The organism is Phenylobacterium sp. (genome assembly GCF_016124325.1).
In the GTDB taxonomy this organism is placed as follows: Bacteria; Pseudomonadota; Alphaproteobacteria; order Caulobacterales; family Caulobacteraceae; genus Phenylobacterium.
The window spans coordinates 90,777-114,209 of sequence record NZ_WGNY01000008.1; the positions used below are offsets into that span (position 1 = coordinate 90,777).

Here is a 23,433-nt window from a genome sequence, read left to right on the forward strand (position 1 = left end):
AACCCCCTGCCCCGACGCGTATGCGCTGGAGGACCACTAGAGATATTCTAATGTGGATTCTTTGTCTAATCCATTGGCGCCGGATCAGGGGAGGCCAGGCGCCCCGCCCGCCACGGCCGGCGCGGCGGTTCCGCGCGCCGGCGGGATCTGCATGACGGCGTCGGACGGCAACGCCGGGAACGGCGCGTGCGGCTCCAGCTGGTACCAGTAGGCGACCGAGGCCAGGGAATCCGACAGCGCGAGATAGCGCCCGTTCCCGCTCACCCGCGTCGGGGTCGCGTCCTTCCAGCCCAGGTTCTGGATCGTGACCTTCAGATCCTTCTGGAACCGGATCGGGTCCAGGACGTGCCACCGATATTCCCCGTGGCGTCGCTCCCCGTCGGCCCGGAAGTAGTCGGCGTCCACCTCGGCGGGCTTCAAGGCGTAGAAGCCGGAGTAGAGCGAGGCGTAGTTCACCTCGCGCGGTCGCCCGTCGGCCCCGCGCTTCACATAGATGTACGAGCCGAGGAAATAGTCCTCCTCTCCGGTGCCGGCGATCGTGGGGTATTCCTGGTCGCCGTCCATGTAGAACTTGACCTCGCCCTCGCCCCACCAGCCGGGGCTGAAGGCGCCGTGCCCGAGATAGGTTCCCACGTACTGGCCCTGGCCGCGAACGCCATCCAGGATCGTGTAGACGTCGCCCGCCTTGAGCGGATTGGCCATGCGGAACTGGGCGTGGAAATAGCCGGCCCGCGGCGACACGGGCTCCAGCGCGTAGTTGATCTGGTAGTAGACGCGAAGGATCTTGCTGCTGCGATTTTCGATGGTCATGCGGAACTTCTTGCGGAACGGCATCTGCCAGAAGCTGTTGAACCCGCTGCCCGGGTTCACCGCGACCATCGCCGAATCGATCACGGGCTCGGCCCCACGGCCCCAACCGGCCGCGAAGAAGTCGCCGACCGGCGCCTCGACCGAGGGGGTGGCTTCGTCGTCCCAGTAGATCCGCAGGATGGCCGAGCGATATTCCGCCAGGCCGCCCAACGTCATCCAGACGTGATTGATGATCCCGGGTCCGGCCGCCTCACCCAGGCGATAGGTCGTCCCCGGGGCGATGTTGACGTAGGGATTGACCTTCCAACCCTTGCCCAGCTCGGCGGCGGCGTAGGATGCGCTGCCGTCCTTGGCCTCGAGTCGCGCGCCGCCGCCCCTTTCCCCCGTCGGGTTTTCAGGGCTGATCGACCGGGACTGGGCGTTCGTCACCTCGAACAAAGGAATGGCGCCCGGCGCGGGCGCGGCGGCGGCGGCCGGGCCGGCGCCCACTGCGATCATGGCCAGCGCCAGAATCGTTCCAACCAACCCACGCATTCGCCACCCCTCCGATACCATCTAACATTCTAGTAGCGAGAAATTTAGATCGAATCGACGGATTCTTCCGAAGATTCCCGCCATCACACATGTCAGGATCGAAGATGCGGCCTCTCCGCGCCCGGCCTCAAGGCTTCGGCGCGACGCTCAGCAGATAGTCGAGCGCCGCCAGGCTCTGGGCCCGCACGCCCACCTCCAGCGCCGCCTCGTCCACCACGTTGAACAGCGGCGAGTGGTTCACGCCCGGGGGGAAGCCGATACCGAGGTCGTAGAACAGCCCCGGCATCTCCTGCTGGTAGAAGGCGAAGTCCTCGGCGCCGGTGATGAACTCGATGTCGTCGCGCACGTCGCCGCGCGCGGCGCGCAGGAGCGTCGGCTTCATCTGCGCCGTCAGCGCCGGATCGTTGCTGGTGACCGGGTTCGGCGGACCCCACTCGATATGTCCGCTTCCGCCATATCGGGCGGAGATGCTTTCCACGGCCTTCTCGGCCCGCGCCATGATCTCCTTTCGCAGGCCCGGATCAAACGAGCGCAGCGTCCCGGTCATGGTCAGCTCTTCGGGGATGATGTTGTAGCGCACCCCCGCGTTGATGGTGGAGACGGACAGGATCGTCGGCGTGACCGTGACCTTGATCTGGCGTGCGGCGATCTGGTTGAAGGCCTGCACCACGTCAGCCGCCATCGACACGATATCGATCCCGGCCCACGGATTGGCGGCATGGGTCTGCCGGCCGTTGAGCACGATCCGGTAGCTGTCGTCGGCCGCCATCATCGGACCCGACCGCCACGCCAGGCGGCCAGGCTCGCCGGGCGCCACATGCAGGCCGAAGATCGCGCCGGGCCGCGGCGAGTTCAACGCGCCTTCCTTGACGACAAGCGCCGCCCCGCCCTCCTCGCCCGCCGGTGGCCCCTCCTCGGCCGGTTGAAGCAGCAGCACCACCGTTCCGGGAATGTCGGCGCGCATCCCGGCGAGCACCTCGGCGGCGCCCATCAGGATGGCCACGTGCGCATCATGCCCACAGGCGTGCATCACCGGCACGGTTCGGCCGTTGTACTCGGCCGTGGCCTTGGAGGCGAAGGAAAGCCCCGTTTGCTCGGCCACCGGGAGCGCGTCCATGTCGGCCCGAAGGGCCACGACGCCACCCGGCCTGCCACCTTTCAGGATGGCCACGAGGCCGGTCTTGGCGACCCCCGTGCGAACTTCGAAACCGAGCTTGCGCAGGTGCTCGGCCACCAGCTTGGAGGTGCGGAACTCGCGGTTGCCCAGCTCGGGGTGCTCATGGATGTCGCGCCGCCAGGCGACCACCTTCGGCTGCACCGCGCTGGCTGCGGCGAACACCGCCGCGTCGAATGGTCCGGGCGGAGGCGGCGCTTCCCGCGCAGGGCTGGGCGTGACGATCGCCAGCGAAGTCGCCAGCGCCAGCGCGACGCCCTTCGTCGTAGCCGCCCAATCCATGTGCGTTTCCCCCCAAAGATCGCGCAGACATCTGTTCCAGTATGGACAATTTGTCAAATCCAGGTCGATGGACCTGTCTGTCGGTCGCAACGAACCGCGATGGCCTGACGCTTCAGCCGATGCTGGTCTTGAGGCTCCGGTCGCGGCGCCGTGCCGGGCGGGGGCGTCCGGCCCGATTCAGAAGCGCATGGGACGATAGAAGCCGCCGGCCGCAACCCCGCGGGATGTCACGCGCCGCGCAGCAGGGCCTGCAGGCGGTAGGCGGCGACCACCGCCTCGCCGCGCGCCGCGACCGCCGCGCTCTGCGCCGCCAGCAGGTCGCGCTGGGCGTCCAGCAGGTCGAGCGTGGGCTTCTGGCCGACCCGGACTTCCTGGCGCACGTCGTCCAGCGCGCTGGAGGCCGCCGCCGTCTGGGCCGTGGCCGCGACCAGCACGGCCTTGGCGGCGGCGAGGTCGGACCAAGCGGAGATCACCGCCTCGCGGACGTTCGCCTCGGCCCCGTCGCGAGCGGCGCGAGCGGCGCGGACGCCGGCCTTGGCCTCGGCCACCTTGCCGCCGATGGCCCCCCCGGCGAACAGGGTCCAGCGGCCTTGGACGCCCACCGTGACGTCGTCGGCCTGATAGCCGGGGAAGAACTTGTCGCGCACGGTCGAGGCCGTCGCCGTCAGGGCCACCGACGGCAGCCGCCCCGCCTCGGCGTAGCGGGCTCCGGCCTCGGCGGCGCGCAGGCCCGCCTGGGCCGCCACCAGCGCCGGGCTGGCGCGCAGGGCCTCGGCCACGGCCTCGTCCAGGCTGGCGGGCGGGGCCGGGCCGTCCGGCAGGGGCTCCAGCGCCTCGGGCTCCACGCCGATCACCGCCAGGAAGTGCGCGCGGCCCCGGGCCACCGCGCCCTGGGCCCGGGCGAGGCCGGCGCGGGCCTCGGCCAGCCGGGCCTCGGCCTGGTTGACGTCGGTGCGCGGGATCTCGCCGCGCTCGAAACGAAGCTGGGCCTGGCGGCCCGCCTCGACCATCCGCTCGACCTGCGCCTGGTTCAGCGCCAGCATCTCGCGTGCGCTCAGCACGCCGACATAGGCGTCGGCCACGCGCGCCGACAGCAAGGCCCGCGCGCCGCCGGCCTGGGCGAACGCCGCATCCCGCCCGGCTCGAGCCTGGTCGAAGGCCGCCAGCGCGGCGCCGCCCGAGAACAGCGGCTGGCGCAGCTCGATGGCCGCCGAGCGCGGCTTCACGTCGGCCTCGCCGAAGCCGAAGAACCCGCCGAGGTCGGTGGTCCCGGAACCGGCGTCGGCCATCACCGACACGCTGGGCAGGAACCCGGCCCGCGCCTGGGTCACACGCGCGGCGGCCGCGTCGGCCTGGGCCCGGCTCTGCGCGAGGTCGGGATTGGCCTTGGCCGCCAGGGCGATGGCCTCGTCCAGGGAGAGCGCGCTCGCAGCCGCCGGCGCGACCAGGGCCGCGACCGCCACGGCCACGGCGAGGCCGCCGCGCCAGCTCACCGGAAGGCGACGCCGGGCTTCACGCCCAGCCGCTTGAAGATCATCGCCGCCGGGCAGAAGCCGGTGAACGCGGCCTGCATCATGTTGAGGCCCGCGAAGATCGACAGCGCGATCCACCAGGGATGGACGAAGTGGGCCAGGGCCACGCCGAGCAGGACGACGAAGCCCGCGAACGCCAGCACGGCGCGATCGACGGTCATCTCTCAATCTCCGTTTGGAAAGGGGGCGGGGCACGCCGCGCCTCAGGTCTTGAGCTTGCGGACGCCCATGACGTCCAGCGCCAGCTTCTCGTAGAACGGCTCGCTCTCGCCGCGCCGAACCTTGCCCAGGAAGTATTTCTCGAAGCCCACCTTGGCGAGATGGACCCACTTGCCGCTGGCCGACCAGTTGACGTTGCGGGGCGGGATCTGCGGCTGGGCGACGAACGCCACCCCGCCGTCGCCGAAATCGGCCAGGCAGATGGCGTTCCAGGTGGCTTCGTGCGCCGGCTCGCCGCCGGCGAGGATCGCCTTCAGGTTCCGCGCGATCGCGGTGACCATGCTCTCGATCATGAAGCCGGTCTTGGGCACGCCCACCGGCACCGGCGTCTTGCCGGTCGGCGCGATCGCCACGCAGACGCCCAGCGCGAAGATGTTGGGGAAGGCCGGATTGCGCTGGTGCTTGTCCACGACGATGAAGCCGCGCGGATTGGTCAGGCCCTCGATGCCGCGCACCGCCTCGACACCCCGGAAGGCCGGCAGCATCATCGAATAGGCGAAGGGCAGGTCGTGCTTGGCCTTGGTGGAGCCGTCCTCGGCCACCTCCTCCACATGCATCACGCCGTCCTCGACCCCGGCCACCTTGGCGTTGGTGATCCACTTGATGTGGCGCTCGCGCAGCTCGCTCTCGAGCAGGCCCTTGGTGTCGCCCACCCCGTCCAGGCCCAGGTGGCCGACATAGGGTTCGGAGGTGACGAAGGTCATCGGCACCTTGTCGCGGATCTTCCGGCGCTTGAGCTCGGTGTCCAGGATCATCGCGAACTCGTAGGCCGGGCCGAAGCACGAGGCGCCCTGCACCGCGCCGACCACGATGGGGCCGGGGTTCTCCACGAAGCGGTCGAAGGCCGCCGCGGCGTTCTCGGCATGGTCGATCTGGCAGATCGACTGGGTGAAGCCGCCCTCGGGGCCCAGGCCCGCGATCTCGTCGAAGGCCAGCTCCGGCCCCGTGGCGATCACCAGGTAGTCGTAGTCCAGCGTCGAGCCGTCGTTCAGCTCCATGCGGTTCTCGGCCGGGATCAGCCGGCTCGCGCCCGAGGTGTTGAAGGCGATCCCGCGCTTCTTGAACACCGGGGACAGTTCGGCCGCGATCTCGGCCCGCTTGCGCCAGCGCACGGCCACCCAGGGGTTGGACGGGACGAAGTAGAACGCCTCGCCCTTGTTGACGACATGCACCTCGGCGCGGTCGCCGACGGCGTCCTTGATCTCGAATGCGGCCACGGCGCCGCCCAGGCCGGCGCCGAGAATCGCGATGCGCGGCTTGCTCATCAAACGGTCTCCTCCAGTCACCCTGGCGTCCCGGCGCAGGCTTTCGCCGATCGGCGTAGCCCGCCTTGACAACGATCACATCGTTCCGCGGTCGGTCGCGATACCGGTTCAGGGTCGTCGCTTGACTGAATATTTGAAATCACGCATATACGCAACTATGAATTTTAACGTCGAGCGGATGCGGGCTTCAGCCCATGACGCCTGCGGCCTCCTGAAGGCGCTGGCCAATCCGCATCGCCTGATGATCGTCTGCTCGCTGATCGACGGAGAGAGGTCGGTCGGCGCGCTGGCCCAGTCCCTCGGGGTCCGCGAGACCCTGGCCTCGCAGCACCTGGGCCTGCTGCGGCGCGACGGCGTGGTCACCACCCGCCGCGAGGGGCAGACCATCTACTACGCGCTCGCCAGCGGTCAGGCCCGCGCGGTGATCGAAACCCTGTCCAACCTCTATTGCGCCACCCCCTGAGGCGAGGAGAACCCATGTCGACGACCCCCAAAATCCGTGACCTCACGCCCCAGGACGTGAGCGCCGCGCTGACCGCGCATCGCATCCTGCTGATCGACGTGCGCGAGCCGGCCGAGTTCGCCGCCGAACGCATCCACGGCGCGCTGAACTATCCGCTGTCGACCTTCGATCCCGGCGCCCTGCCCCCCGCCGGCGACCGGCTGATGGTGTTCCAGTGCGGTTCGGGCAAGCGTTCGGCCATGGCCCTGGAACGCTGCCAGGCCGCGGGTCACGCCGTCGATTCCCACCTGGGCGGCGGCATCATGGCCTGGAAGGCCGCCGGACTGCCCACCGTGTCGCTCGACGTCGCCACCGGCGGCGTCCGCGACGCCCGCTAGCAACGCGAGGGGGCCGGGGCATGGCGAGGCGGTTTGCACTCATCGGCGCGCTGGGCGCGGCCCTGGCGCTCGCGGCCTGCGGCGGCGAGAAGTCGGCCGAGCCGGCGGCCGCCGCGGCCCCAAAGGCGGGCCGCCTGACAGTGCGCGTGCAGACGGTCGCGGACCTCAAGCCCGCGCCGGCGACGTTGACCACCCGCGACATGGCCGAGGCCCGGGCCCGCATCCCCGGGACCCTCGTGAGCCTTTCCGTGAAGGAGGGCGACACGGTCCGCGCCGGCCAGGCGATCGGGCGTGTCCACGACGAACGCATCGCGCTGGAGACCCGCGCCTACGACGCCCAGACCAACGCCGCCGCCGCCGAAGCCGCCCGCGCCCAGGCCGACCTCGAACGCACCCGCGATCTCTTCGCCCACGGCGTCTACGCCCAGGCCCGCCTCGACCAGGTGGAGGCCCAGGCCAAGGCCGCCAGCGCCGCCCTGGCGGCCGCCCGCGCCCAGCGCGGCGCCAGCGCCGAGCTCGGCGCCCAGGGAACCGTGCTGGCCCCCGCCGCCGGCCGGGTCCTGACTGCGCCCGTGCCGGTCGGCTCGGTGGTCAGCCCCGGTCAGTCGATCGCCACCATCACCGCCGGACCCCTGGTGGTTCGCCTTGAGCTGCCCGAGGGCGCGGCCGGCGCCCTGAAGGTGGGCGACACAGTCCGTCTCAACGCCGACGACCTCGGCGGCGCCGCCAGCGAAGGGCGCATCGTCCAGGTCTATCCGGGCGTCAGCGGCGGCCAAGTCATGGCCGACGTCACCGCGCCCGCCCTGCCCGACGAATTCATCGGCCGGCGCGTGCGCGCCAGCGTGAAGGTGGGCGAGCGCCAGGCCATCGTCGTGCCGCGCCGCTACGTCGCCACCCGCTACGGCGTCGACTACGCCCGGCTGGTGGCCGCCGACGGAACCGTCTCCGAGACTCCGCTGCAGACGGCGGCCGGCCCCACGGCCGATACCGTCGAGGCGCTGTCGGGCCTGCGCGCCGGCGACGTGATCGTTCCCGCGGTCGTGGCCAGATGAACCTCGGAGTCTCCGGTCGGATCACGCGGGCGACGATCCGTTCGCCCCTGACCCCGCTGTTCCTCCTGGCCGCCATCATGGTGGGCCTGCTCGCCCTGGTCTCGATCCCCCGCGAGGAGGAGCCGCAGATCAGCGTGCCGATGGTCGACATCATGGTCGCCGCGCCCGGCCTGCGCGCGCCCGACGCCGTCGAGCTGGTGGGCAAGCCGCTGGAGACCATCGTCAAGAGCGTGACCGACGTCGAGCACGTCTACACCTTCGCCGACGACAACCAGGTGATGGTCACCGCCCGCTTCAAGGTGGGCGTGGATCCGGACGCCGCGGCGGTGCGCATCCACGAGAAGATCCGCGCCAACTACGACCGTATCCCCGCCGGGATTCCCGAGCCGCTGATCCAGACCCGCGGCATCAACGACGTGCCCAGCCTCGTGCTGACCCTGTCGCCCAAGCCGGGAGCCGCCGGCCAGTGGACCGACCAGGCCCTCTACGAGATCGCCGGCAAGCTCCGCACCGAGGTGGCCAAGGTCGACGACGTCGGCCTCACCTTCATCGTCGGCGGCCGGCCCGAGGAGATCCGGGTCGAACCCGACCCGGCCCGCCTCGCCCTCCACGGCGTTTCGCTGGGCGCCTTGATGGACACGGTCCGCCAGGCCAACCGCGCCTTCCCCGCCGGCCAGGTCCGCAACGCCGGCCAGGCGCTGGACGTCATGGCCGGGCGAACGCTGGCCACGCCCACCGAGATCGGCCTGCTGGCCCTGCCGTCGGCCAAGGGCGAGAAGGTCTATGTGCGCGACGTGGCCGACGTGGTCCGGGCCCCGCGCGAGGACCAGGCCCGCGCCTGGCGTTCGCTCCGCGCGGGCCAGACCTGGACCGAGGCGCCGGCCGTCAGCTTGGCCATCGCCAAGCGCAAGGGCGCCAACGCCGTCGTCGTCTCCCACGCGGTCCTCGCCCGCGTGGCCACGTTGAAGGGGACGTTGCTGCCCGCCAGCCTGGACGTGGCCGTCACCCGCGACTACGGCGAGACCGCCAACGAGAAGGCCAACGAGCTTCTCTTCCACCTGGGCCTGGCGACCCTGTCCATTGTCGCCCTGATCGGCTTCACGATCGGCTGGCGCGAGGCGGGCGTCACCGCGGTGGTGATCCCGACGACCATCCTGCTCACCCTCTTCGCCTCCAACCTGATGGGCTACACCATCAACCGGGTCAGCCTGTTCGCGCTGATCTTCTCGATCGGCATCCTGGTCGACGACGCCATCGTCATGATCGAGAACATCGCCCGCCACTGGGCGATGAACGACGGGCGCAGCCGCATGGACGCGGCGGTCGACGCCGTGGCCGAAGTGGGCAACCCGACCATCGTGGCGACGATGACCGTGGTCGCCGCCCTGCTGCCGATGCTGTTCGTCTCGGGCCTGATGGGCCCCTACATGGCGCCGATTCCGGTGAACGCCTCGGCGGCCATGGTCTTCTCGTTCTTCGTGGCCGTGGTGATCGCGCCGTGGCTGATGGTGCGCTTCGCCCGCGGCGCGCTGCACCCGGGCCACCACGAGGGCCAGCATGCCGGCGGGCGCCTGGGCCAGGCCTACCGCAAGGTGGCCGGGCGCGTGATCGCCACGCGCAAGTCCGCGCTGCGGTTCCTGCTGACGGTGGGCGCCGCCACCCTCGTCGCCTGCGCCATGTTCGCCACCAAGACGGTGACGGTGAAGCTGCTGCCGTTCGACAACAAGTCCGAGCTGCAGGTCGTCCTCGACATGCCCGAGGGGACCGCCCTGGAGGACACCCAGCGCGCGCTGTCCCAGGCTTCCGCCATCGCCCAGACGCTGCCCGAGGTGACCGCCGTCGACGGCTACGCCGGAACCGCCTCGCCGTTCAACTTCAACGGCCTCGTGCGCCACTACTACCTGCGCAACCGCCCCGAGATGGGCGACCTCGCCGTCACCCTGAAGCCCAAGGGCGAGCGCAAGCGCAACAGCCACGCCGTGGCGCTCGACCTGCGCAAGCGCCTGGCCAAGGTGGCCCTGCCCGCCGGCGCGGCGATCAAGGTGGTCGAGGCCCCGCCGGGCCCGCCGGTGATGGCCACCCTGCTGGCCGAGGTCTACGGCCCCGACGCGGCCACCCGGCGCGGCGTCGCCCAGAAGGTGAAGGCGATCTTCAAGGACGTGCCCTACATCGTCGACGTCGACGACAGCTGGGGCCAGCCCCGCCCCGGCCTGCGCCTGACCCCCGACCGCGAGCGGCTCGAGGCCCTGGGCGTGCCGGAAGGCCAGGTGTTCGACTCCATCGGCGCGGCCCTGGGCGGCCAGGTGCTGGGCTACGCCCACCGCGGCGAGAGCCGCGATCCGCTGGAGATTTCGGTCCGCCTGCCGCAGTCGGCCCGCACCTGGGGCGAGGGGCTGGCCGCCATGCCGGTGGCCCAGGCCCGCGACGGCCGGCTGGTGGAGCTGGGCGAGGTGGTCCGCGCCTCGAACGAACCCGCCGCCACCCACGTCTTCCGCCGCGACGGCCGCGACGTCGACATGGTGATGGCCGAGCTGGCCGGAGCCTACGAGGCGCCGATCTACGGCATGCTGGCCGTCGACAAGCAGATCAAACAGGCCGACTGGGGCGCCCTTCCCCGGCCCGACATCCGCCTGCACGGCCAGCCGCCCAGCGAGGCGAAGCCGACGGTGCTGTGGGACGGCGAGTGGGAGATCACCTGGGTCACCTTCCGCGACATGGGCGCGGCCTTCGGCGTGGCGATCCTGGGCATCTACGTCCTGGTGGTGGCCCAGTTCAAAAGCTTCCGCCTGCCGTTGGTGATCCTCACCCCGATCCCGCTCACGCTGGTGGGCATCGTCATCGGCCACATCCTGTTCCGCGCGCCCTTCACCGCCACCTCGATGATCGGCTTCATCGCGCTCGCCGGCATCATCGTGCGCAACTCGATCCTGCTGGTGGACTTCATCCGCCACAGCCAGGCCGAGGACAAACCGCTGCGCGACGTGCTGCTGGAGGCCGGGGCCATCCGCTTCAAGCCGATCCTGCTGACGGCGCTGGCGGCGATGATCGGCGCGGCCGTGATCCTCACCGACCCGATCTTCCAGGGCCTGGCGATCTCACTGCTGTTCGGCCTGGCGTCGTCGACGCTGCTGACGGTGCTCGTGATTCCGGCGATCTACGTGGTGTTGCGCGACGACGGGCGTCCGGCGAGCGCATAGGGACAAACGCTGTGCGCGCGCTTGTCTTTGTATTCGAATATTCTACATCAAGCATATGACGACCGTCGCAGAACTCCCCTCGCGGGAGGAAATTTCCGCCCTGGAGCACTGCTCCCAACAGGCCGCGCGGCTGCTCAAGCTGCTGGCCAGCGAGCAGCGCCTGATGGTGCTCTGCCGCCTGCTGGAGGGCGAGGCCTCGGTGGGCGATCTCGCCGCCTACGCCAAGCTGGCCCATTCGGCGACGTCGCAGCATCTCGCCAAGATGCGCGCCGAGGGGCTGGTGGAAACGCGGCGCGAGGCCCAGACCATCTACTACCGGCTGGCCGATCCGGCCGCCGTGCGCATCCTGCAGACGCTGTCGGAAATCTACCGCGGAGCCTAGTCGCCCTCGCTCTCCAGACCGCCCGCGAGGTAGGTGCGGATCTGGGAGCCGCCGGCCAGCGTGCGGCTGACCGGGCAGCGCTCGGCGATCGTGAGGAGCCGGGTCCGTTCGTCGTCGGTCAGCGCGCCCACCAGCTCCAGTTCGCGCTCGAAGACGTCCTGCGCCGCGCCGGCCGAACGGCGGGCCACCTGCTGCACCCGCGCCTCGACCCGCTCCAGCGCCATGCCCTTGCGGTCAGCGTAGAGGCGCACCGTCATCGTCGTGCAGGCGGCGAGCGCCGCCATCAGGAGGTCGTAAGGGTTGGGCCCCGCCCCCAGGCCGCCGGCCGAAACCGGCTCGTCGGCCGTCAGGCTGTAGGGACCCATGCGTATGCTGGTCCCGAAGGTCCCCTCGCCGGTTTCGACGGCCAGCGTCGCCTTGTCTTCGATCAAGCTCGCGTCATTCATCGTCCCGGCCGTCGTCGCCCGAATCCATCATGTGGAACTCATGCCACATGCCGTTGAGGATTCCGAAGGCGACGGCGAGGCCGAGACCGAGGACCCAGGTGAAGTACCACATACGCGTCTCTCCTCGGCCGGCTCAGTAGAGGTCGGGATTGGTGTGCAGCGCCGCCGTGGTCGAGCGGCCCCACATCACCTTGAAGGCCCAGGCGGTGTAGGCGAGCACGATCGGCAGGAAGACCACGGTCACCAGCAGCATGATGAAGAGCGTCATGTGGCTGGACGAAGCGTTCCAGACGGTCAGGCTCGAACGCGGATCGATGCTGCTGGGCAGGATGAACGGGAACATCGACAGGCCCACGGTGGAGATGATGCCGAAGGCGCCCAGCGACGAGCCGAGGAAGGCCGGCGCCTCGCGGCCCGCGCGGATCCCGAACAGCGCCAGCGCCGTTCCCGCGAAGCCCAGCAGCGGGGCGATCCACATCCACGGATAGGCCCCGAAGTTGGACAACCACGCTCCCGGCGCGGCGGCGGCCGCGGCCCGCAGCGGGTTCGACGGACCGGCCGGATCGACCGCGCCGTCGAGCCGGAAGCCCAGGCCGCCGAACGCCACGAAGGCGTAGCCGACCGCGAACAGCAGGATGGCGGCGGCGGCGGCGAAGGTCCCGATGGTGCGCGCGCGGTCGCGCACGCGGCCGGGCTCGGCCTTCATGGTCAGCCACGCCGCCCCATGCGTCACCAGCATGGCCACCGACAACAGGCCGCAGACTAGGGTGAACGGGGTGAAGAGGCCGAAGAACGTGCCTTCGTAGAACGCCCGCAGGTCGCTATCGAGGCGGAAGGGGACGCCCTGCAGCACATTGCCGACGGCCACGCCGAACACCAGCGCCGGCGCGAAGCCGCCCACGAACAGCGCCCAGTCCCAGGCCGTGCGCCAGGCTTTCGACGGCCGCTTCGACCGGTACTTGAACCCCACCGGCCGCAGGATCAGCGACGCCAGCACGGCGAACATCGCCAGGTAGAAGCCCGAGAAGCTCACCGCGTAGACGAAGGGCCAGGCGGCGAAGATCGCCCCGCCGCCCAGGATGAACCACACCTGGTTGCCCTCCCAGGTGGGAGCGATCGTGTTGATCACCATGCGCCGCTCGTCGTCGTCGCGGGCCACGAAGGGCAGCAGCGAGGCGACGCCCAGGTCGAAGCCGTCGGTGATGGCGAACCCGATCAGGAGGACGCCCATCAGGCCCCACCAGATGACCCGCAGCGTGGGATAGTCGAGGGGAAGTTCCATCGCGCAGCCTCCTATTCGGCGGGCGCCAGAGGGGTGACGGGCTCGGACGGCGAGGCCGGGCCCTCATGGTGGGCGTAGGGCCCGCGCCGGATCGTGCGCACGATCAGCCCCACCTCGATCACCGCCAGTCCGCCGTACAGGGCGGTGAAGCCGACGATGGTCATCCAGAGCTGGGGAACGGTCAGGCTGGAGGCGGCCAGGAAGGTGGGCAGCACGCCGTCCACCACCCAGGGCTGGCGTCCGATCTCGGCCAGCACCCAGCCCGACTCGGCGGCGATCCAGGGCAGCGGCAGCATCGCCACCGCGGTCCAGAGGATCCATTTGGTCTCGCACCGGCGCAGGCTGGCCAGCAGGAAGGCCGCACCGAAGACGGCGACCTGCAGGAAGCCGATGCCCGCCATGATGCGGAACACCCAGAACATCACCGGCACGTCGGGCACCGTGTCCCAGGCGGCCTTGCGGATCGTGGCCGCGTCGGCGGTCCGCGGATCGGCGACATAGCGCTTCAGCAGCAGGCCGTAGCCCAGGTCGCGCTTCGTCTGCTCGAAGTCGGCGCGGGCGGCCACGTCGCCGGGCTGGGCCTTCAGGCGCTCCAGCGCGTCATAGGCCTTCACGCCGTGCTCGATGCGGTCCTCGGCGACCGCGACCAGCTCGAAGATGCCGGCGACAGGCTTGTCGATGCTGCGCGTGGCGATCAGGCCCAGCACGTAGGGAATCTTGATCTCGGCGTGGGTCTTGCGGTCGGCGAGGCTGGGGATGCCGAAGGCGGTGAGGCCCGCGGGGGCGGGCTCGGTCTCCCACATGGCCTCCAGCGCCGCCAGCTTCATGCGCTGGTTGTCGGTGAGGGTGTATCCGCTCTCGTCGCCCAGGACGACGACCGACAGGGCCGAGGCCAAGCCGAACGCCGCGGCCACGGTGAACGAGCGCCGCGCCACCCTCGGCCACTTGCCGCGCAGCAGCATCAGCGCCGAAATCCCCAGGACGAAGACCGAGGCCGTGACGTAGCCCGCGCTGACGGTGTGGACGAACTTGGCCTGGGCGACCGGGTTGAATAGCACGTCGCGGAAGCTGGTCACTTCCATGCGCATGGTGTCGGGATTGAAGGCCGCGCCGACGGGGTTCTGCATCCAGCCGTTGGCGATCAGGATCCACAGCGCCGAGAGGTTGGAGCCCAGGGCGACCATGAACGTCACCGCCAGGTGGCCCACCCGCGAGAGCCGGTCCCAGCCGAAGAACATCAGCCCGACGAAAGTCGCTTCGAGGAAGAAGGCCATCAGGCCCTCGATCGCCAGCGGCGCGCCGAAGATGTCACCGACGTAGTGGGAGTAGTAGGACCAGTTGGTCCCGAACTCGAACTCCATGGTGAGCCCGGTGGCCACGCCCAGCACGAAGTTGATGCCGAAGATCGTCGCCCAGAACCGCGTGATGGTCCGCCAGATCGGCCGGCGGGTCATCACATAGATGCTCTCCATGATGACCAGCAGGAACGACAGGCCCAGCGTCAACGGAACGAAGAGGAAGTGGTACATCGCCGTCAGGGCGAACTGCAGGCGGGAGAGCTCGACGACGCTCATGTCCATGACGCGATCCTCTGCCTTGGCGCCCCTACTCGACGCGGGCGTTGGGCATCTATATCGATACCTGCTTAGATGCGCAATTACGCAAACTTAGCTCCGTGACCCCTTACGATGCGAAGCTCGCGCGGCGGGCCCTGAAGGTCTGGGGTCGGGGTGCTGATGCGCCCGAATGGCCCGTCGCCGCCTTGATCCTTGTCAACGTCGCGGCCGCCGCCGGTTTCGCCGGCGCCCTGGCCGCCGCGATCGCCGGGCCGGCGCGCGGACCCGCGATCGCGGGCCTGGCCGCCGCGCTCGGAATCCGCGCCGCCGCGGGCTGGGCGACCCAGCGGCTCGCCGCGCGGCGGGCCCGCGCGGCGACGAGCGCCGTGCGCCGGCGGGTCGCGGGCGCCATCCTCGCGCGGGGCCGCGGTGATCCCTCCACGCTCGGCGAGCGCATCGCCGCGGCGGTGGACGAGGTCGAGGCCCTCGAAGGCTACTTCGGACGCTACGCGCCGGCCGCTCTGGAGGCCCGCCTGGCGCCGCCGCTCATCGCCGCGGCGGCGGCCCTGGCCAGCCCCGTGGCGGCCGCCATCCTGATCGTCACCCTGATCCCCTTCGGCGCGGCCATGGCCCTGGCCGGCGGGGCCGCGGCCGTGGAGTCGCGCCGGCAATTCGAGGCGCTGGCCCGGCTGTCCGGCCTGTTCGTCGACCGCGTCCGGGCGCTGCCGGCGATCCTCGCCTTCCAGGCCGAAGCCGCCGAGACGGGGCGCGTGGCCGCCGCCTCGGCCGACGTCGCACGGCGAACGCTCGGCGTGCTGCGGATCGCCTTCGTCTCTTCGGCGGCGTTGGAGTTCTTCGCCGCCCTGTCGGTGGCGCTGGTGGCGGTCTACTGCGGCTTCTCGCTGCTGGGGCTGTTGCCGTTCCCCGCGCCCGAGACGCTGGACTTCCGCCGCGCCTTCTTCGCCCTGGCGCTGGCGCCGGAGTTCTACGCCCCGATGCGCAGGCTGGCCGGCGCCTACCACGAAAAGCAGCTCGGCGAGGCCGCCGCCGCTCGCCTCGCGCCCTTGGCCGATGGTCCGCTCCCGGCGACTCCCGCAACGCCGGCCCTTTCCGACCCGCCGGGGATCCGCCTGGAGGGCGCGACGCTGCGCTTCGGGGAGCTGGCCATCGGCCCCATCGACACCACGCTCCCTGCGGGCGGCCTCATCGCCCTGACGGGACCCACGGGATCGGGCAAGTCCACACTGATGGCGGCCATCCTCGGCCTGGCCCCGCTGGCCGCCGGCGCGATCCGGGTGGGCGATCTGCCCTGCGGCGCCGACGCCGCGCACCTGGCCGCCTGGGCGGGACAGCAGCCCGTCTTCCTGCCGGGGACCATCCTCGACAATCTCCAGGCCGCCGCGCCGGGGATCACCCGCGAAGCCGCGTTTCGGATGGCGACCGCCGTAGGGCTCGGCCCCGCCCTCGCCGCGCGGCCGGGCGGCCTCGACACCGTGCTCGACGAGCGGGGCTCCGGCCTTTCGGGGGGCGAACGCCGGCGCCTCGCCCTGGCCCGCGCCCTCCTGAAGCCCGCGCCGCTGCTGATGCTGGACGAACCCACCGCCGACCTCGATCCCGCCGCCGAGGCCGAGATCGTCGCCCTGATCCGCGAGGCGGCCGGGCGACGGACGGTGATCGTCGCGACCCACTCGCCGGCCCTGGCCGCCGCCGCAGACTGGGTGGTGGCCCTGGCATGAGCGAGCGTTCCCCCACCCGCCGCTTCCTGGCGGGCCAGCTTCGCCGGCGGCGCGGCGACCTGCTGCTGGCCACCGTCGCCGCCGTCGCCGCGGCGGGATCGGCGACCCTGCTGCTGGGCGTGTCGGGCTGGTTCCTCGCCGGCGCCGCCCTGGCCGGACTGGCGGGCCCCGCCGCGGTCCAGGCCTTCAACTACCTCTTGCCTAGCGCGGGCCTCCGCGCGTTCGCGATCCTGCGGACCGTCGGCCGCTACGGCGAGCGGCTGTTCGGCCACCGGGCCGCCCTGCAGGCGCTGGCGGCGCTGCGGCCCGCCCTGTTCGCCGGCCTCGCCGCGGCCCCCGCGCGCCGGGCGCTCGCCCTCTCGGCCGGCGAGGCTTCCGCACGCCTCGTGCAGGACGTGGACGCGGTGGAGACCGCCGTGGTCCGCCGCCCGGCGCCCTGGGCCGCGGCGGCGGCGGCGGGCGCGGCGGCGGCCGTCATCGCGCTCGCCTCGCCCTGGGCCGCGCTGGTCTTCCTCGCAGGCCTGGGACTCCAGCTCGCCGCCGCCGCCCGGCTCGCGCCGCCCCTCACCACCGCCCCGGCGCACGCCCAGCTCGCCGCGGCGGGACGCCTGAAGGACGCGCTGGGCGCCTATGGGCCCGCTGCGGTGGAGTTGCATTGCTTCGGCCTCGCGGAGCGGGCCGTCGACGCCGTCATGGCCGAGGACGCGGCCCTCTCGGTGGCCGCGCTGCGCCGCCAGGCCGGGGAAGCGGCGCTGGAGCTGATCGAGACGCTGGCGGGCGCGGCCGCCGTGCTGGGCGTCGCCGTCGTGGTCCGCGATACGCCCATGCCCCTGTCCGCCCTGGCGGTTCTGGCCGCGCTGGCCGGGCTGGAGGGCGCCGCCAGCCTGCTGCGCGCCGCCGAGGAGCGGTCGCGCCTCGACGCGGCCATCGAGCGCCTGGACGCCGCGATCGGGGATCCCACGCCACGAGGCGGAGCGGCGCCGGCCGACGCGGACCTCTGGATCGATGGCGAGCGCCTGGCCCCCGGCGCGCGGCTCGCGATCGCCGGCCCGTCGGGCGGGGGCAAGACCAGCCTGCTGCTGATGCTCGTGGGCCTGCGCGAGGCCGAGGCCGGCCGTATCCGCATCGGCGGCGTGGCCCTGGAGGACCAGCCGCCCGGCTGGGCCCGCGGCCTCTTCGCCTATGCGCCGCAGGACGCCGGCCTGATCAGCGGGACGGTGGCCGAGAACCTGCGCCTCGCCGACCCCGCCGCCGACGACGCCGCGCTGTGGGCCGCCCTCGACGAGGCCCAGCTCGCCGAACGAGTCCGCCGCCTGCCTCAGGGCCCGGACACCTGGATCGGCGACGCCGGCGCGACGCTGTCGGGCGGCGAGCGCCGGCGGCTCGCCCTGGCGCGGGCCTATCTGCGCGACGCGCCGTGGCTCCTGCTCGACGAACCCACCGAAGGGCTGGATCAGGCGACCGAGCGCGCCGTCGTGGCGGCGTTGGCGGCACGGCTCGCCCGCACAGGCCAGGGTCTGATCGTGGTGAGCCACCGCGACGAGCCGCTCCGGCTGGCCAGCCGGCGGCTGGAGGTTCAGCCGTTCGCCGCCCGCCAGGCCACATAGGCCGCGACCGCCAGCACCAGGCCCGCGAAGAGGCGTCGCGCCAGCACCGCGCGGCCGGCCAGCAGCGCCGCGCCGCGGACGCCGATCGCACCGCCCGCCAGGCCGCCCAGGATGAACAGCCCGGCCACCGGCCAGTCGACCTGGCCCGTCAGCGCATAGTTGAACGAGGTCGCCGCCCCGAACACCATCACCGAGACCAGCGACGAGGCCGCCGCATTGGCCAGCGTCATGCCCGTGGCCGCCATCAGCCCCGGCACGATCAGGAAGCCGCCGCCGATTCCGAAGAAGCCGGCCGCCACCCCCGTCAGGAGGCCCAGCGGAGCCAGGCGCGCCATCAGCGGCCAGGTGATGTGAACCGCGGGATCGCCCTCCGACTTCGGCCGCCGCAGCATCGAGAGCGCGATCGCCGCCATGGCGAAGGCGAAGAACAGCAGGAGGCGCTGGCCGTCGACCATCTTCGCCAGGCTGGAGCCGGCGAACGATCCGATCAGGCCGGCGGCGGCGAACACCGAGGCGCAGGGCCACTTGACCCGCCCGCCCCGCGCATGGCCCGCCAGGTTGATCGCCGCGTTCACGGCGACGGCCGCGGTCGACGTGCCGATGGCCACGTGCGGATCGCGCACGCCCACGGCGTACAGCAGGAGCGGCGTCGCCAGCACCGAGCCGCCGCCGCCGAACACGCCGAGCAGCGCGCCCACCAGGAGGCCGCTGGCGATCGCGGCGAGAACCGAGGTCAGGGTCAGGGAAATCACGGTTTGCGCCCTTGTATATGCATATATTCGCATATATGTTTGAATGCGACATTGCAACAGGGATCCGCCATGACCGTCTCCGCCACGTCCGCCCAGGGCTTCATCGCCGAGGCGACCGAGATCGTCCGCGACGCCATCGCCCGCCCATCGCTGCGCCCCGTCGTGAAGGCGTTCTTCGACGAGGCGACCTTCACCGTCACCTACGTGGTCCGCGACCCGGCCTCCACGAAGTGCGCGATCATCGACAGCGTGCTCGACTACGACCCGGCCGCGGGCCGCACGGCCGAGCGCTCGGCCGACGTGGTCGACGACTATGTCCGCTCCGAGGGGCTGGAGGTCGTCTGGCAACTCGAAACCCACGCCCATGCGGACCACCTATCGGCGGCGCCGGTGCTGAAGGCCCGGCTGGGCGGGCGCACCGCCATCGGCGGCCGGATCACCCGCGTGCAGGAGACGTTCGGCAAGCTGTTCAACGCCGGCCGCGCCTTCGCCCGCGACGGCAGCCAGTTCGACCACCTGTTCGAGGACGGCGAGCGCTTCGCCATCGGCGGACTCAAGGCCATCGCCCTGCACACTCCGGGGCACACGCCCGCCTGCATGTCGTACGTGATCGGCGACGCGGTGTTCGTGGGCGACACCCTGTTCATGCCGGACTACGGGACCGCCCGGTGCGACTTCCCGGGCGGGAATGCGGCGACGCTCTACCGCTCGATCCGCAAGCTGCTGTCACTGCCGGCCGAGACGCGGATGTTCCTGTGCCATGACTACAAGGCGCCAGGCCGCGATGACTTCCGCTGGGAGACGACCATCGGCAAGCAGCGCGACGGCAACATCCACGTGCACGACGGCGTCGGCGAGGCCGAGTTCGTGGCCATGCGCGAGGCCCGCGACGCCACCCTCGACATGCCGCGCCTGATCCTGCCGTCGGTGCAGGTGAACATGCGGGCCGGCCAGTTGCCCGAGCCCGAGGACAACGGCGTGCGCTACCTGAAAATCCCGATCAACGCGGTCTGACCGGCCGGGTCAGACGCTGGAGATCCAGTTGGCGACCCGGAGCTTGAGGTTGAACAGGTCCTCCTTGGCCCAGCGGAAGAAGGTGTCGCTGGCCTGCGGATCGGCGTCGATCTCCTTGAGCCGCGCGGCGAGGGTGGCCTTCTGGCGGTTGAGGTCCACGAGTTCGCCGGCCGCCTCCACCCGCTTCAGCCCACCCTTGGCGCGCATCGCCTCGGCCTTGGCGATCTCGGCTTCCACGTCGGCGAGCATCAGCTCGACCTCCTGGCGGATGAGGGATTTCGGCATGGTCGGAGCCTCCGTTCAAAGCGACTGATGCGGATGATGGAAGCCTATCTGGGCGAAGCCGCGGCGCACAGCATTGACCGGCGTCACGGCGCCGGCCCGCGGCGGGCCCAGGCCGCCTCCGCCGCCAGCGCCCCCGACACGACGTCCTGGACCTCGGCGGTGATCTGCTCCTGGCGAAGCAGGCGCTCCTGGCCCGACAGCTCGTCCAGCTTCTGCTCGATGTTGAGCCGCGCCGACTCCATGGTGGCCAGGCGCGCGGCGTTCTCGCTGGCGAAGCTCTCCAGGGCGCCCAGCGCCAGCTCGGCGAAGACGTGCTCACCGATCAGCCGCTCGACCAGCCGCGCTGGGGGCAGGTTGGTCACCGGCGGCGGCCCCGCGCGCCGCGACGAGAACCGCGCGAGATCGATCGGCAGCACCGTGCGCCGGCAGGCCTCCACCTGGGTCGCGCCGCTGGGCCTGGCGAACAGTACGTCGGCCCGCCGGAAGTCGCCCCGGGTGAAGCCCGCGTAGAGCGCGTCGGCCACGCGCCGGGCGACCTCGCCCACGCCGCTCGCCTGGCTCGCCATCTCCGATGTCCAGGCGACCGGGAGGCCGCGCCGCTCCGCCAGCGCCGTCGCGCGAGAGCCGAGCAGGTAGATCGCCGTCGCCGTCTTCGGGACCTGGTCCAGCAGGCGTTCGCTGAACGCGCCCGCGAAGCCGTGCTCGGCGCCGTAGACCACCACCGCCAGCGGGCCGTCCGTCCCGGTCTCGTCCGCTCGAGCCTCCGGATCGAGCAGGGCCAGCGCCTCCCCCAATCCGCCGGCGATCACCTCGGCGTAGGCGCGATAGCCGGCCAGGCTGTCGCGCGCCTGCTGGCTGTGGGTGGCGGCGATGCCGCGCATGGCCCCGATCACCGCCTTCAGCTTGCCGATGCTGGCGATCCGCGCCTCGGTGTCGGCCAGCGCGCTCACGGGCTCTCGCCCTTGCCGGCCGGCGCCACGGCCTGGGCCAGCCGGGTCAGGCTGTCCTTCAGCTCGTCGCGCGCGGCGGGGTCGAGCCGCCGTTCGGTCTCGATCCGGGTCATCAAGGGCCCGCAATGGGCCTCCAGCCAGCCCGGCGTCTGCGCGCGGAAGGCGTCGATCCTGTCGAGCGGCAGGGCGTCGAGCAGGCCTTCCTGCAGCGCGAACAGTTCGGCGACTTCGTTCGCCAGCGGCATCGGCGCGTACTGCGGCTGGGTCAGGATCGCCCGGATACGGCGGCCGTGGTCGATGCGCGCCTGGGTCCGCGGGTCGAGCGTCGTGGAGAACCGCGTGAACAGTTCCAGTTCCAGGAACTGGGCGTAGTCGAGCCGCAGGCCGCCCGCGAGATCCTTCAGCACCGGCGCCTGGGTCTTGCCGCCCACCCGGCTCACGCTCAGCCCAATGTCCACCGCCGGCTTCTGACCCTCGTCGAACAGCTTCGAGCTCAGCACGATCTGGCCGTCGGTGATCGAGATCAGGTTGGTCGGGATGTAGGCGCTGAGGTTGCCGCCCTCGGTCTGGGCGATCGGCAGGGCGGTCAGCGAGCCGCCGCCCAGGGCCGGCGACAGCTTGGCCGCCCGCTCCAGCATCCGCGCGTGGATATGGAACACGTCGCCGGGGTAGGCCTCGCGCCCGGATGGCTGGCGCATCAGCAGCGACAGTTCGCGGTGGGTGGCGGCGTGCTTGGTCAGGTCGTCGATCACGACCAGGGCGTGGCCGCCGCGGTCGCGGACCTGCTCGGCGATGGTCATGCCGGCGTAGGGCGCGATCCATTGCAGGCCGGGCGGGGTCGCGGGGCCGGCGACCACGAAAACACAGCGTTTCGGATCCCCATACGCGCCGATCGCCTCGATCACCTGGCGCGTGGACGACGACTTCTGGCCGACCGCGACGTAGACGCAGACCACGTCCGAGCGGCGCTGGTTGATGATGGTGTCGGTGGCGATCGCCGTCTTGCCGGTCTCGCGGTCACCGATGATCAGCTCGCGCTGGCCGCGGCCCAGGGCGAAGAGCGCGTCGATCAGCTTGACGCCGGTCTGCAGCGGCTCGGTCACCAGATCGCGGTCGATGATGCGCGGCGCGGGCCGCTCGATCGGGTCGAACCGCTCGGCGACGATGGCGGGTCCGCCATCCAGCGGCCGCCCCAGCGGATCGACCACCCGGCCCAGCAGCCCCTCGCCCACCGGTACGGACGCCACCGTCCCCAGCGGCCGCGCCGCGTCGCCCGCCGCCACCGGCAAGTCGTCGAGCAGCACGACGCCGACTTCGGTCTCGTCGAGGATCTGCACGAGCCCGGTCGCTCCGCTCTCGAAGCGCACCAGGCCGCCGAGTTCGAGGTCCGGCAGGCCGCGTAGGCGCGCCACTCCGTCGCCGGCCTGTTCCACGAAGCCCAGCTGCTCAGGGCGCGGGGTCAGGTCGGCAGCCGCCAGCCGCCCCTCGGCCCCCTCCAGCCACGCGTCGACGGCGGACCTAAGCGTCGTCACGGACAAGCTCCGCCTCGATCCGGTCGAGATCCTCGGACCAGGTGCGGCGCAGAACCGTGAAGGGGAAGCGCACCTCGGCCCCGGCGATGAGTCCGGGATCCACCCGGAACACCGGCGCGGCCGGAACCCCCAGCACCTGCTCCAGCCGTTCGCGCAGCCGCCTGGTCCTGGCCGCCGAGAGCGGCGCGGCGCTCGCCACCTCGAAGACCGCGCCCGGTTCGCCCAGGCGGCCGGCGATCTGCGTCCGGGTCTCGGCCGGCAGGGCTTCCAGGTCGGCGCAAAGCTGGTCGACGAGGTGGTCCTGCACCGCTTCGGCGAGGTCGCGGTCCAGCAGCTTGCGCGCGATGGCGCCGCCCAGCGTGGCCGCCCGCCGGCCCACCGTCCGCGCCGCCTCGGCCTGTTCGCGGGCCAGCGCCTTCCGGGCCTCGGCCGTCAGCGCCTCGGCGTCGTGGCCGGCCTTCTCCAGCAGGGACTTGCGCTCGGCCTCGGCCGCCGAACGCGCCTGGGCCAGCACCTCGTCGCGCGATTTCGCCAGCGCCGCGCGCTCGGCTTCGAGCTGGCTCCGCTCGGCCTCCACCGCCGCCCGGGCCTGGGCGCCGTCGGCCGTCAGCCGGTCGGCCTCGGCCTGGCGCGCGGCGATCGCCGCCAGCACCGGCTTGTAGAGGAACCGGTGGAGCAGCCACACCAGGATGAGGAAGTTGGCCGCCTGGAGTCCCAGGGTCCAGAAGTCGATCTGCATCAGTGGACGAACGGATTGGCGAACAGCACCAGGAGCGCGATCACGAGCGCGTAGATGGCGGTGGTCTCGATCATCGCCAGGCCCACGAACAGGGTCCGCGAGATCACCCCGGCGGCGTCGGGCTGGCGGGCGATGGCGTCCATGGCCGCCGCCACGGCCTTGCCCTCGGCGAGCGCCGGGCCGATCGCGCCCAAGCCCACCGAGAAGGCGGCGGCGATGATGCTGATATGGGGCAGGTAATCCATGC

The 23,433-nt window shown here is 71.7% G+C and carries 23 protein-coding genes; 8 read left to right on the plus strand and 15 right to left on the minus strand.

Translation table 11 applies throughout. The features are described from left to right. Positions 1-84: 84 nt before the first annotated feature. The 5 genes from GC203_RS03960 to GC203_RS03980 form a co-directional block, all read right to left on the minus strand. Positions 85-1,344: a glycoside hydrolase family 172 protein gene (locus GC203_RS03960; RefSeq protein ID WP_293451557.1), complete on the minus strand. Its 1,260-nt coding sequence runs from the start codon at positions 1,342-1,344 to the stop codon at positions 85-87. 127 nt (positions 1,345-1,471) lie between these two features. Then, complete coding sequence (locus tag GC203_RS03965; protein ID WP_293451559.1) at positions 1,472-2,800, minus strand: amidohydrolase; 1,329 nt, start codon at positions 2,798-2,800, stop codon at positions 1,472-1,474. A 227-nt stretch (positions 2,801-3,027) separates the two neighbouring features. Beyond that, positions 3,028-4,293 (minus strand): TolC family outer membrane protein, encoded by a 1,266-nt coding sequence (locus GC203_RS03970; protein WP_293451561.1) that lies wholly within the window; start codon positions 4,291-4,293, stop codon positions 3,028-3,030. Continuing rightward, entirely contained in the window at positions 4,290-4,493 is a 204-nt protein-coding gene (locus GC203_RS03975) for a DUF2892 domain-containing protein (protein ID WP_293451563.1), read from the minus strand. The genes GC203_RS03970 and GC203_RS03975 overlap by 4 nt, the downstream gene beginning before the upstream one ends. Positions 4,494-4,535: 42 nt before the next feature. Continuing rightward, a complete protein-coding gene (locus tag GC203_RS03980) occupies positions 4,536-5,816 on the minus strand; it encodes an FAD-dependent oxidoreductase (protein WP_293451565.1) in 1,281 nt (426 codons plus the stop codon). Between the two features lie 178 nt (positions 5,817-5,994). Between GC203_RS03980 and GC203_RS03985 the strand changes: the two genes are divergently transcribed. The 5 genes from GC203_RS03985 to GC203_RS04005 are packed head-to-tail and all read left to right on the plus strand — an operon-like array spanning position 5,995 to position 11,287. After that, the gene (locus tag GC203_RS03985; RefSeq protein ID WP_293451567.1) at positions 5,995-6,279 is read left to right on the plus strand and encodes a metalloregulator ArsR/SmtB family transcription factor; all 285 of its coding nucleotides are present in this window, start codon (positions 5,995-5,997) and stop codon (positions 6,277-6,279) included. Between the two features lie 14 nt (positions 6,280-6,293). Then, entirely contained in the window at positions 6,294-6,656 is a 363-nt protein-coding gene (locus GC203_RS03990) for a rhodanese-like domain-containing protein (RefSeq protein ID WP_293451569.1), read from the plus strand. Positions 6,657-6,676: 20 nt separating this feature from the next. Further along, entirely contained in the window at positions 6,677-7,708 is a 1,032-nt protein-coding gene (locus GC203_RS03995; protein WP_293451571.1) for an efflux RND transporter periplasmic adaptor subunit, read from the plus strand. Beyond that, on the plus strand, positions 7,705-10,905 hold the full coding sequence (locus tag GC203_RS04000; protein WP_293451573.1) for an efflux RND transporter permease subunit: 3,201 nt from the start codon (positions 7,705-7,707) through the stop codon (positions 10,903-10,905). Before GC203_RS03995 ends, GC203_RS04000 begins: the two co-directional genes overlap by 4 nt. 55 nt (positions 10,906-10,960) lie before the next feature. After that, entirely contained in the window at positions 10,961-11,287 is a 327-nt protein-coding gene (locus GC203_RS04005; protein WP_293451575.1) for a metalloregulator ArsR/SmtB family transcription factor, read from the plus strand. Here the strand turns inward: GC203_RS04005 and GC203_RS04010 are convergent. The 4 genes from GC203_RS04010 to GC203_RS04025 are packed head-to-tail and all read right to left on the minus strand — an operon-like array spanning position 11,284 to position 14,595. Then, on the minus strand, positions 11,284-11,718 hold the full coding sequence (locus GC203_RS04010) for an OsmC family protein (RefSeq protein WP_293451577.1): 435 nt from the start codon (positions 11,716-11,718) through the stop codon (positions 11,284-11,286). The genes GC203_RS04005 and GC203_RS04010 overlap by 4 nt on opposite strands. A gap of 7 nt (positions 11,719-11,725) precedes the next feature. Next, complete coding sequence (gene cydX / locus GC203_RS04015) at positions 11,726-11,845, minus strand: cytochrome bd-I oxidase subunit CydX (protein WP_293451579.1); 120 nt, start codon at positions 11,843-11,845, stop codon at positions 11,726-11,728. A 21-nt stretch (positions 11,846-11,866) separates the two neighbouring features. Beyond that, complete coding sequence (cydB, locus tag GC203_RS04020) at positions 11,867-13,015, minus strand: cytochrome d ubiquinol oxidase subunit II (RefSeq protein ID WP_293451581.1); 1,149 nt, start codon at positions 13,013-13,015, stop codon at positions 11,867-11,869. An 11-nt stretch (positions 13,016-13,026) separates the two neighbouring features. Beyond that, complete coding sequence (locus GC203_RS04025) at positions 13,027-14,595, minus strand: cytochrome ubiquinol oxidase subunit I (protein ID WP_293451583.1); 1,569 nt, start codon at positions 14,593-14,595, stop codon at positions 13,027-13,029. Between the two features lie 182 nt (positions 14,596-14,777). Here GC203_RS04025 and cydD point away from each other — a divergent pair, with 182 nt between their 5' ends. Continuing rightward, positions 14,778-16,307: a thiol reductant ABC exporter subunit CydD gene (cydD, locus tag GC203_RS04030; RefSeq protein WP_293451585.1), complete on the plus strand. Its 1,530-nt coding sequence runs from the start codon at positions 14,778-14,780 to the stop codon at positions 16,305-16,307. Further along, complete coding sequence (locus GC203_RS04035; protein ID WP_293451587.1) at positions 16,304-17,914, plus strand: ATP-binding cassette domain-containing protein; 1,611 nt, start codon at positions 16,304-16,306, stop codon at positions 17,912-17,914. The genes cydD and GC203_RS04035 overlap by 4 nt, the downstream gene beginning before the upstream one ends. On the opposite strand, the gene GC203_RS04040 is transcribed toward GC203_RS04035, so the two are convergent. Further along, complete coding sequence (locus GC203_RS04040; RefSeq protein ID WP_293451730.1) at positions 17,884-18,657, minus strand: sulfite exporter TauE/SafE family protein; 774 nt, start codon at positions 18,655-18,657, stop codon at positions 17,884-17,886. The two genes, GC203_RS04035 and GC203_RS04040, sit on opposite strands and share 31 nt — an antisense overlap. Before the next feature lie 78 nt (positions 18,658-18,735). On the opposite strand from GC203_RS04040, the gene GC203_RS04045 reads away from it, so the two are divergent. Beyond that, positions 18,736-19,680, plus strand: coding sequence for an MBL fold metallo-hydrolase (locus GC203_RS04045; protein WP_293451589.1), 945 nt, complete (start codon positions 18,736-18,738; stop codon positions 19,678-19,680). Positions 19,681-19,689: 9 nt separating this feature from the next. On the opposite strand, the gene GC203_RS04050 is transcribed toward GC203_RS04045, so the two are convergent. The 5 genes from GC203_RS04050 to GC203_RS04070 all read right to left on the minus strand — a co-directional run bounded on the left by GC203_RS04050 (position 19,690) and on the right by GC203_RS04070 (position 23,431). Further along, positions 19,690-19,965 carry a hypothetical protein gene (locus tag GC203_RS04050; RefSeq protein ID WP_293451591.1) on the minus strand — a complete coding sequence of 92 codons (276 nt, stop codon included), beginning with the start codon at positions 19,963-19,965 and terminating at the stop codon, positions 19,690-19,692. Positions 19,966-20,048: 83 nt separating this feature from the next. Further along, on the minus strand, positions 20,049-20,915 hold the full coding sequence (locus GC203_RS04055) for a F0F1 ATP synthase subunit gamma (protein WP_293451593.1): 867 nt from the start codon (positions 20,913-20,915) through the stop codon (positions 20,049-20,051). Beyond that, on the minus strand, positions 20,912-22,447 hold the full coding sequence (locus GC203_RS04060) for a F0F1 ATP synthase subunit alpha (protein ID WP_293451595.1): 1,536 nt from the start codon (positions 22,445-22,447) through the stop codon (positions 20,912-20,914). Before GC203_RS04060 ends, GC203_RS04055 begins: the two co-directional genes overlap by 4 nt. Continuing rightward, positions 22,434-23,186 (minus strand): F0F1 ATP synthase subunit delta, encoded by a 753-nt coding sequence (locus GC203_RS04065; protein WP_293451597.1) that lies wholly within the window; start codon positions 23,184-23,186, stop codon positions 22,434-22,436. Before GC203_RS04065 ends, GC203_RS04060 begins: the two co-directional genes overlap by 14 nt. Then, positions 23,186-23,431, minus strand: coding sequence for a F0F1 ATP synthase subunit C (locus tag GC203_RS04070; protein ID WP_293451599.1), 246 nt, complete (start codon positions 23,429-23,431; stop codon positions 23,186-23,188). Before GC203_RS04070 ends, GC203_RS04065 begins: the two co-directional genes overlap by 1 nt. Positions 23,432-23,433: the final 2 nt, after the last annotated feature.

Excerpts from the sequence above, each read along its gene's own strand:
- GC203_RS03960 (WP_293451557.1), bottom strand. The coding sequence starts at position 1,344 with ATGCGTGGGTTGGTTGGAACGATTCTGGCGCTGGCCATGATCGCAGTG.
- GC203_RS03965 (WP_293451559.1), bottom strand. The coding sequence starts at position 2,800 with ATGGATTGGGCGGCTACGACGAAGGGCGTCGCGCTGGCGCTGGCGACT.
- GC203_RS03975 (WP_293451563.1), bottom strand. The coding sequence starts at position 4,493 with ATGACCGTCGATCGCGCCGTGCTGGCGTTCGCGGGCTTCGTCGTCCTG.
- GC203_RS03980 (WP_293451565.1), bottom strand. The coding sequence starts at position 5,816 with ATGAGCAAGCCGCGCATCGCGATTCTCGGCGCCGGCCTGGGCGGCGCC.
- GC203_RS03985 (WP_293451567.1), top strand. The coding sequence starts at position 5,995 with ATGCGGGCTTCAGCCCATGACGCCTGCGGCCTCCTGAAGGCGCTGGCC.
- GC203_RS03990 (WP_293451569.1), top strand. The coding sequence starts at position 6,294 with ATGTCGACGACCCCCAAAATCCGTGACCTCACGCCCCAGGACGTGAGC.
- GC203_RS03995 (WP_293451571.1), top strand. The coding sequence starts at position 6,677 with ATGGCGAGGCGGTTTGCACTCATCGGCGCGCTGGGCGCGGCCCTGGCG.
- GC203_RS04000 (WP_293451573.1), top strand. The coding sequence starts at position 7,705 with ATGAACCTCGGAGTCTCCGGTCGGATCACGCGGGCGACGATCCGTTCG.
- GC203_RS04005 (WP_293451575.1), top strand. The coding sequence starts at position 10,961 with ATGACGACCGTCGCAGAACTCCCCTCGCGGGAGGAAATTTCCGCCCTG.
- cydX (WP_293451579.1), bottom strand. The coding sequence starts at position 11,845 with ATGTGGTACTTCACCTGGGTCCTCGGTCTCGGCCTCGCCGTCGCCTTC.
- cydB (WP_293451581.1), bottom strand. The coding sequence starts at position 13,015 with ATGGAACTTCCCCTCGACTATCCCACGCTGCGGGTCATCTGGTGGGGC.
- GC203_RS04025 (WP_293451583.1), bottom strand. The coding sequence starts at position 14,595 with ATGGACATGAGCGTCGTCGAGCTCTCCCGCCTGCAGTTCGCCCTGACG.
- GC203_RS04035 (WP_293451587.1), top strand. The coding sequence starts at position 16,304 with ATGAGCGAGCGTTCCCCCACCCGCCGCTTCCTGGCGGGCCAGCTTCGC.
- GC203_RS04045 (WP_293451589.1), top strand. The coding sequence starts at position 18,736 with ATGACCGTCTCCGCCACGTCCGCCCAGGGCTTCATCGCCGAGGCGACC.
- GC203_RS04050 (WP_293451591.1), bottom strand. The coding sequence starts at position 19,965 with ATGCCGAAATCCCTCATCCGCCAGGAGGTCGAGCTGATGCTCGCCGAC.
- GC203_RS04065 (WP_293451597.1), bottom strand. The coding sequence starts at position 23,186 with ATGCAGATCGACTTCTGGACCCTGGGACTCCAGGCGGCCAACTTCCTC.
- GC203_RS04070 (WP_293451599.1), bottom strand. The coding sequence starts at position 23,431 with ATGGATTACCTGCCCCATATCAGCATCATCGCCGCCGCCTTCTCGGTG.